Source organism: Psychrobacter sp. Choline-02u-9, from assembly GCF_002836505.1.
Taxonomy (GTDB): domain Bacteria; phylum Pseudomonadota; class Gammaproteobacteria; order Pseudomonadales; family Moraxellaceae; genus Psychrobacter.
On sequence record NZ_PJBF01000004.1, the window covers coordinates 1 to 8,833 of the forward strand.

The 8,833-nt window shown below is 44.3% G+C and carries 7 protein-coding genes; 1 reads left to right on the forward strand and 6 read right to left on the reverse strand.

Annotated elements, in window-relative coordinates; all coding sequences use genetic code 11:
- Nucleotides 1–121: 121 nt before the first annotated feature.
- From ccmI to CXF69_RS00320, 5 genes are all read right to left on the reverse strand, one after another.
- A complete protein-coding gene (ccmI, locus tag CXF69_RS00300) occupies nucleotides 122–1,402 on the reverse strand; it encodes a c-type cytochrome biogenesis protein CcmI (RefSeq protein ID WP_045448072.1) in 1,281 nt (426 codons plus the stop codon).
- Nucleotides 1,399–1,881 (reverse strand): cytochrome c-type biogenesis protein, encoded by a 483-nt coding sequence (locus CXF69_RS00305; RefSeq protein WP_020443538.1) that lies wholly within the window; start codon nucleotides 1,879–1,881, stop codon nucleotides 1,399–1,401. Before CXF69_RS00305 ends, ccmI begins: the two co-directional genes overlap by 4 nt.
- A gap of 83 nt (nucleotides 1,882–1,964) precedes the next feature.
- A complete protein-coding gene (locus tag CXF69_RS00310) occupies nucleotides 1,965–2,627 on the reverse strand; it encodes a DsbE family thiol:disulfide interchange protein (RefSeq protein WP_101211262.1) in 663 nt (220 codons plus the stop codon).
- Nucleotides 2,628–4,676 carry a heme lyase CcmF/NrfE family subunit gene (locus CXF69_RS00315; protein ID WP_102083144.1) on the reverse strand — a complete coding sequence of 683 codons (2,049 nt, stop codon included), beginning with the start codon at nucleotides 4,674–4,676 and terminating at the stop codon, nucleotides 2,628–2,630.
- Nucleotides 4,677–4,797: 121 nt separating this feature from the next.
- Complete coding sequence (locus tag CXF69_RS00320; RefSeq protein WP_102083145.1) at nucleotides 4,798–6,999, reverse strand: heavy metal translocating P-type ATPase; 2,202 nt, start codon at nucleotides 6,997–6,999, stop codon at nucleotides 4,798–4,800.
- 142 nt (nucleotides 7,000–7,141) lie between these two features.
- Between CXF69_RS00320 and cadR the strand changes: the two genes are divergently transcribed.
- On the forward strand, nucleotides 7,142–7,552 hold the full coding sequence (gene cadR, locus CXF69_RS00325) for a Cd(II)/Pb(II)-responsive transcriptional regulator (protein ID WP_007394845.1): 411 nt from the start codon (nucleotides 7,142–7,144) through the stop codon (nucleotides 7,550–7,552).
- A gap of 147 nt (nucleotides 7,553–7,699) precedes the next feature.
- Here the strand turns inward: cadR and CXF69_RS00330 are convergent, their stop codons facing one another.
- Complete coding sequence (locus CXF69_RS00330; RefSeq protein ID WP_057758750.1) at nucleotides 7,700–8,422, reverse strand: CHAP domain-containing protein; 723 nt, start codon at nucleotides 8,420–8,422, stop codon at nucleotides 7,700–7,702.
- Nucleotides 8,423–8,833 lie beyond the last annotated feature (411 nt).

Genomic DNA, 8,833 nt, shown 5'->3' on the forward strand with positions numbered 1-8,833 from the left:
TGCTTGTGTCTTTATCTGGTTGCCACTCATTTGAATTCTATACACACCCTAATAGCGCCACTTTTAAAAACGGCTCCACTTACCGCTCTGGTATTATGAAACTTACGGTAATAATTTTTTATTAGGGAATCTGTTGATTGATTTCAATATTAACCTGAGTCTGTTCAGCACTAATCACTATCGGATTACCCGATAAGTCGCCTGACTCTGCTATGGCATTACCGCTATGACTAATACGAGCAACGACTGCTAACTGAGTTTTGTCACTACGAGCTGAATTTAACGTGCGATCTGGCATCATCGCATCAAGATTGCTTAAGCGGATACTGGCCTCACCTTGCTCAATAACACTAATGGGTAAACGTTTGGCGGCAAACGGTGGACCTCCTTTAACGTCACGTATCGCAACAAACAACACATCATCAGCTTTCACTAACGGTAATAAATTAGCGTTAATTTTCACTGTCACGTCAATACCTTCTAGCGCTTGCTTTTCTTGCGTGCTAACGTAGTTGCTTAACTCATCTAAGCTTGCTAAAGCTTTAGTATGATCACCTGGTTTGGCCACAATGCTGCCTTGTAAGCGTTTAATCCAACCTTGCGCTTGGGCAAAGTTACTACTACGAGTCTCACCCATTGCCATGAGCATTTGAGCCCGTTCATGCTGCGGATTCTTAGCTAATATAGCTTGTAATACACGGCGAATATTGGCGTCTAACTGACCTTCATTAACGAAAAAGCTAGTCTGAGCATAAGTGGTGGCGATTTCTTCATTTTCAGGAGCTAAACGATAGGCACGAGATAAGGCTTCCAGCGCAGAATCAGTTGCCTCCATAGATAAGAAAAGCTCGGATAGGCGCATCCAGCGATTAGGATCATCAGCATTACGATGAACATTGGTTTGCATGGCGCTAATCAGTTGACGACCATCTTCAAACGCCCATGATGGCGGCTTGTCAATTTTAGCTGTCAATAGGTCGTCAGCCACTTGTCCTACTTTGTCCTCAGCTGTCCACAAATCAAACACGGGCGTACGATTGCCTATTAGTAAATACGCCATTGCAGCCAATATTGGGATCCAAGCTGCGACAATTAAACGGCTTTTGACATCAGGGGTGACCATAGGTGTTATCTGACGCTGCGCATCTAATAGCTGACGCTCAAGCTCCAGCTTTTGATTTTGATAATGGCTATTATTAATAGTACCGCTGTCTTTATCTGTTTGTAGCTCAGCTAAACGTTCGCGAAATACTGCAACATTAATATCTAGCAGTTGATTGTCTATTGGTTTGGACTGCAAACGCGGTGCTCGTAGCCATGGCATAATAGCAATCAGCGCAAATATAAGAGCAATCAGCAAGCTTAGAGTTACAAATAAGCCAAAAGTAGAAAATAGAGTCATTTTTTGTCCTCTAGGCTAGTAATGTCGTGGTCGACACTCTCAGCTTGCGATAATAGACGATCAAGCTCAGCCTTTTCCGTAGAGGTCAAGGCAGCAGTACTGTTCACTGTGACGCCGCTTTGACCACGGGCAACAACTTGGCGACGCTTACTTTGCCAAAACCAACCAATAATTAAGACGAGCAATAATAGTGGTGGAAAAAACCATAGGATCCATGTTGATGGTCGCATAGGCGGCTTGTAGCTAATAAAGTCACCGTAGCGCTCTTGCATATAGACGCGTATTTCAGCATCACTACGTCTATCTTTAATTAAATCATAGACTTTTTGCTTTAGATCCTGTGCAATCGGTGCATCAGAGGCTGCAAGGTTTTGATTTTGGCATTTTGGGCAGCGAAACTCTTCTATTAATCCACGATACTGAGCTTCTTGCTGTGGTGAGTCAAAATCGTATACGTCAATAGCTGCGTTTGCCGTCATGTTAAGCAGACACGCTAGTATTAAGCTTGCTAGTTTTAAAACTATATTGGGTTTTAGTTGAGGAGCTCTTATTCGAATAACGTTCATTTGCACATCTCCTCAACCTGAATGAGATCAGGACTATCGTTGTTCTTATTAGCCTCATTAAGTACGGTCAGGCACGGCTTAACACGCTGTTGCCAATTGGCTTCATTAACCTCACCAACAATATGCTGACGAATGATGCCATCTCCATCCACAACAAAGGTTTCGGGCGCACCAGTTATGCCTAAGTCTAGAGCAAACTGACCCAATGAATCCTGAATAGACATAGAAAATGGATCACCGCCTCGGTTTAAGTAACTGAGCGCATTACCAATCTCATCCTTATAATTCACACCAACGATATCAACGCCGCGCTCTTCTAGTTGCATTAAAAACGGATGCTCAATAACGCAAGTTGGGCACCATGAGCCCCAAACATTAAGTAAAAACGGCTTATCCGGCAAATTATCATTGGTGATAGTACGGGTAGTATCTGCTAATAACGGCAGCTCAAAGGTAGGAACCGGACGCTCAAGAGCGGTATTGGTCACAATGTCTGTTGGTTTACCTAAGCGCATGTACAATATAACTACCAAACCAAAAAAGAGGATAAGCGGAACTAAGAACCATAGCTTCGTCTGCTTTTTTTTCATTGTCTTTGGGTTACGCTGCTTACTGTTTTGGCTATTTTTTTGCTCAGGAGTATTATTCGACATAGTCATTTATTTCTCCTTTAGTGTCGACATCGTCGATGCTGAGATTGCCTGTTCAATAGCTACCTCATTGACTCCATCAGTAGCCAGATCACCAGTAACTAGCAATGGAGCTTTAACTTTTTTGATGCGGTATCGTTTATCAAGCATGCTAATTAATCCACCTAGAGCCATGATAATTGCCCCTAACCAAATCCAGCGAATTAATGGTTTTACATAAATCCTTAATGCCCATTGGTTACTACCATCGGCAATAGGTTCGCCCAGTGCGACATAAACATCGCGCATTAGGCTAGCATCAATGGCCGCCTCAGTGGTCGGCATAGTGCTAATGATATAAGTACGCTTTTCTGGATTCAGTTTCGCCACTTCACGACCGTTTTTGGATACCACGACTTGCGCCTGCGTTGCATCAAAGTTACTACCCTTTATTTCAAAAAATTCAGTTACTTCAAAATCGTAACCTTGAACATTGACTGTATCGCCAATACCCATTGCTACGTCACGCTCAGTACTCAAGCTACTAGTAAAGGCTATGCCAATGACAGCAACCAATACGCCAATATGAGCAGTCTGTTGACCCCAATAGCTCAGACGCAACTGCCGCAAACCGTTAAAAAGATTAGGCGCATTCTTAGTTTTATCTTTAAAATCAACTGCCATCCATAGCAGTGCCCAAAAGCTAACGGCTAAAGTCACACCAATATTAAGCATAGACGATGGATTAACAAAGTAAGTAATAATGGCGGCTAATACTAAGCTACTAACGGCGATGACCATGCCTATACCCAGTAGTGGACGGGTGTCTTTTTTCCAGCGAATATTTGAGCCCATACCCATAGCTATTAATAACAGCCACGTTAAAGGTACAAATAATGCATTAAAATAAGGAGGGCCAACGGACACTTGTCCTAAACCAAAGGCATCAGCGATAATAGGGTAAAGGGTGCCGAGCAGAACCACTAAGGTTGCAATCAAAATGATGGCGTTGTTGATCACTAAAAAGGACTCACGTGAAATCAGCTGATATTGACTTTCAACGGTTAAACGCCAACCTCGAACGGCAAACATTAATAGACCACTACCGATGATAATGCCAAGAATAGCTAAGATAACCAAACCACGCGTCGGATCAGCGGCAAACGAATGCACTGAGGTAAGGACTCCAGAGCGTACCAGGAACGTGCCAAGCAAGCTTAAGGCAAAGGCGAAAATAGCCAGCATGATGGTCCATGCTTTAAACACCCCGCGCTTTTCAGTGACTGCTAATGAATGCAGCAATGCTAAGCCGACAAGCCAAGGCATAAACGAGGCATTCTCTACCGGATCCCAAAACCACCAACCGCCCCAGCCAAGCTCGTAGTAGGCCCACCACGAGCCCAGTGCAATACCAATGGTCAAAAACCCCCAAGCCGCGAGCGCCCATGGACGTGACCAGCGTGTCCAAGCAGCATCTAAACGCCCTTCCCACAATGCCGCCATACAAAATGCAAAAGGTACTACCATACCCACATAGCCCATATATAACATGGGCGGATGAATAATCAGACCGAAATCTTGTAGGACAGGATTTAAATCAGCGCCATCGACCGCTAGATTGGGTAAGGTACGCTCAAACGGTGACGAGGTAAATATCAGCATCGTTAGCATCATTAACTGTACACCGGCCAAAATAACTAATACCCGCGCACGCATTGATAACGGCAAGCCGCGACTAAAGTATGATACCAGTGCACACCATGTGGCCATGATGGTCATCCATAGCAGCAAAGAGCCCTCGTGTCCGCCCCATGTCGCCGATAACTTATAGTACCAAGGCAACAGCGTATTGGAATGCTGCGCGACGTAACTGAGGCTAAAATCATTATAATAAAAACCTGCTATCAAAGCGCCAAATGACGTTATCATGGCGGCAAACTGTGCCCAAGCTAAGCTAGGGGCTAGTCGTTGCCAAGCAACTTGGTTATGAATAACACCAATAGTTGGCAGAATTACCTGCAATAACGCCAATACAAAAGCGGTAAGCAAGGCAAAATAGCCCAATTCTGTAATCAACATACGGTCTAACCTTATTTACTCTAATGCGGTTGCAGTTTACTGTGGCGGTGGAATTTTTATTATTAGAACCCACCCCCGAAATCTGCTGCTATCTCTAGTTTTTAATTGATTTCGAAGGGTTTTATTTAACTACTTTAGGCGGATTTACCAGTGGAGGCGCTCCCTTAAAGCGCAGTAAACGTAACGCATTAAGAGTAACGAGCACTGTTGCTCCAGCATCAGCTAGAACCGCAATCCATAGTCCAGTAATGCCGAATACGGTCGTGATCAGAAAGACGCCTTTGAGACCCAAAGCGAAAATGACGTTCTGATGAATGTTGCGCATGGTGGCACGTGAAAGTGCGATGAGATGAGCCATATCCGTAACACGACTTTTTAATAATGCGATATCGGCCGTCTCAATGGCCACATCGGTACCACCACCCATCGCGATGCCAACATCGGCAGTTGCTAGCGCTGGCGCATCGTTAATACCATCACCAACCATCGCTATTTTGCGGTTGTTCTTCATCTCGTTAAGCAGGCGCAGTTTGTCCTCAGGCAACAGCTCAGCTTCCCATTCCACGTCTAAATTACTGGCAAGTGCTTGAGCGGTTAAGCGGTTGTCGCCTGTTAGCATGACGGAGCGCACACCCATCGCTTTGAGCTGAGCCACACCTTCATGAGCGTCGTCTCGTAATTCGTCTCTTAGCGCGATTAATCCAAGCACTTCACGGTTTTGCTCATCGAAAAGAACAGAGACGGTCTTACCCTCATTTTGCAGCGCCTCAATTTGCGCCTGTTGTGTGGATGAAATCAATGCCTCATCGGCTGCGTAAACAGGCGAACCGATAGCTAGCGCGCGCTCCGCGACAGTTGCGTGTACCGCTTTACCCGCAGTAGCAGAAGCTTTGGAAGCCACAGGTATAACAACTTTAGCGGCTTCAGCATGGCTGACAATGGCTTCAGCAAGTGGGTGACTAGAACCAGTCTCCACACTGGCAAAAAGTGCCAATATCTCATCTTGACCTTGAGAATTCTGACCTTGAATACTTGAGTCCTCTTGTGTAAAGGCAACAACATCGGTCACGCGTGGTTTGCCTTCAGTTAAAGTGCCTGTCTTGTCAAAAGCGACCGTCTTCACTTGGCCGATAGTTTCTAAAGCACTACCGCCTTTGATCAGCAAGCCACGGCGCGCACCAACAGCAAGACCAGAGGCGATGGCAGCGGGTGTTGATAGTACAAGAGCACAGGGACAGGCAATCAGCAACAGTGCTAGACCGCGATACAACCAAGTCGACCAATCTCCACCCATGGCTAACGGTGGAATGATAATAATTAGTGCGGCAATAGCCATCACTGCCGGTGTGTAATAGCGACTGAATTTCTCAATAAAACGGGCAGTGGGTGCTTTGGAGGCTTGGGCTTGCTCTACCAGCTCAATAATGCGCGAAATGGTGTTATCGGCGGCTGTCTTTTCTACGCGCACTTGGAGCACACCATCGATGTTAATTGACCCTGCAAATACATTGTCACCCATCGTCTTGGCAACAGGAACAGACTCTCCCGTCACGGGCGAATCATCAAGGCTGGACGCACCTTGAACAATGGAACCATCAGCAGATACCCTATCTCCAGGACGCACCAGCACAAGGTCATTCACTTGTAATGAAGTCGCTGGAACGTTACGCTGCCCACCTTGAGCATCAAGTAAAATTGCACTTTTCGGAACCAGCGATGATAAGGCTCTGATGCCAGCGCGAGCGCGATCAGCAGCGATACTCTCAAACAGTTCACCGATTGAGAACAAAAAGACAACTGCTGCGGCCTCTTCAGCTTCACCAATGATAAGTGCGCCAAGCACGGCGACGGACATCAGCGTTTCAATTGAAAAGAATGAACCTGTTTTAGCCAGTGCTAAGGCTTTGCGCGCAAATGGAAAAACGCCTACAATCACAGCGATGGCAAACACCCATATCCCATAAGCGGGCAACAGTAGTGACAGTGCATAAGCGCTGCCCATCAAAATACCGAGGCCAACAACCTGTTTGCCTTTTTGAGTTTGCCACCATTGCTTATCCTGCGGAGCCATCTGATTGTCGCTGTCAATATCAATAGCCGATACAGTTTGTTGACCAGTATTGGCAGAGATGCCGAACCCTAGGCTTTTGATTGTTTTTTCGATATCACTAGCCTGAGTCGGCGCACCAGGGGCTAAATTTAGCTCTAGCGTTTCTGTAGCGAAATTCAGCTGAACATCAGAAACCCCAGGCATACGTTTCAAAGCTGTTTCAATCTTGCCGATGCAACTGGCACAGTCCATACCTTCAATATGATATTTCATAATAATTTACCCTTTGAATAATGATATTATGAACCCTATAGTGGCTTTAGAGTCAAGGTTATTTATCTACAGTTTCGTAATTTTAATTTCTCTAGCGCTAGTCTTTACAGCCACTTTAATTATTTAAATCATAGAGGTTGTTATGACAATCAAAATTGGTGAGCTCGCTAAACGCACAGGTGCCACAGTAGAAACCATTCGCTATTATGAAAAAGAGCGTTTATTACCCGAGCCTTTTCGTAGCGAAGGGAATTATCGTTTATATAATGAAGAGCACATTGAGCGTCTACAATTTATCCTACATTGCCGTACGCTCGATATGGCTTTAGATGATGTGCGAATCTTACTTGAATACTGGGAGTCGCCTGACAAGGACTGCGGCGATGTGAATAACTTGCTAGATGAGCACATTCATGCTGTGGAAATACGAATGGAAGAACTGATGCACTTAAAGCATCACTTGACCGTTTTGCGCCAGAAATGTGCAAGTAGTGCACCAGCGTCATCATGTGGCATTTTAAACGCGCTTGTCGATAACTCCTGTCATGAGTAATGATATCAGTAGTGTTCATTTCTGACGGATCAAATCATGAAAGGTTAAATACGCCCTGATGTTAAGCACAAAAAAACCCAGCAATGATATTAAGATCACTACTGGGTTGGAGGAAATAACAACTATGTTGTGCTGACTTAGAAAGTCTTATTTATCATTCATAGCAAGGTAGATATTACGATCTGATGCGGATGCGTCATCCACGTATTTTGAATCGCGCCATGTCGTATAAGCATAGACACCACTGTATGGGCTGATGCTGTTCTGACGGAAATCAGAAATCCAATTTTCGCCATCAAATATTTGGATATGGCCATGCGGGCGCTTTGATGAGCGATCATAGACAATAACATCACCTACTTGGGTTGGCATATCATTACTGATTTTGCTAAAACCTGCTTTATCAAGCGTGCCACGAGTGGCGTACTGATAGGCTGAAGGATTGGGTGTAAATTCATAACCAGCTGATTGTAGTGCTTTACGTACGTAACGGGCACAATATCCAGAGCTGCCAGATAAAGCCACTTTTGAGGCGCGAGCAGCAGCGATAGCGGGGGCTGAATTGCTGTCAGGAACCTTATTGACTTGCTGCTGTTGTTTTTCAGCGTATAAGCGGCTGTTTAATGATGAAAGCTGATTCTCTTTTTGCTTGGCCTGCGCACTTAGGTTGCTAATTGCTTGACTAATTTCATCATTATTAGAAACATAAGCACCACTTTTGGTGCTATAGATGTTTTTTGATGAACCGTAGTTTGATGCCACAGAAGTATTGGTGATGGTATTATTTGTTTGAGAGATTGTGATAGCAGCACCACTCGTTTGTGCTATGCCCATACCCAGTACTGACAAAATCAATAAAGCCTGTTTCATAAATCTAATACCTACGGTTAATTCAAAATCGTCTGTTATCAACAACAGCGCAGTCAATTAAATCTCAATAACTCAAGTATATATATGTCATAGTGACTGATACTTCTGCTGCATATTATTCATATAAAAAATGATTATTGGCGATCACAGCTCATTGAAGTCTTACGAAGCTGTTACAAATCAAGCTGCTGACCAAAACACAAAGCCGACTTTAGCATAGGCTGTTTAGCCTGTCATCCCCCTTAAAAACCCCAAAAATACTTTTTTGATGTCGAAAAAATTGCTAATATCCCACATTTTACAATGTAAGTTTGTGTAACATGTACAGAATATAGCTGACTAGATTGACCACAATTTCTACTGTTTTATAAGCAAAAAAACGTCTGAGGGTTAAATCTATAATTTAGATTT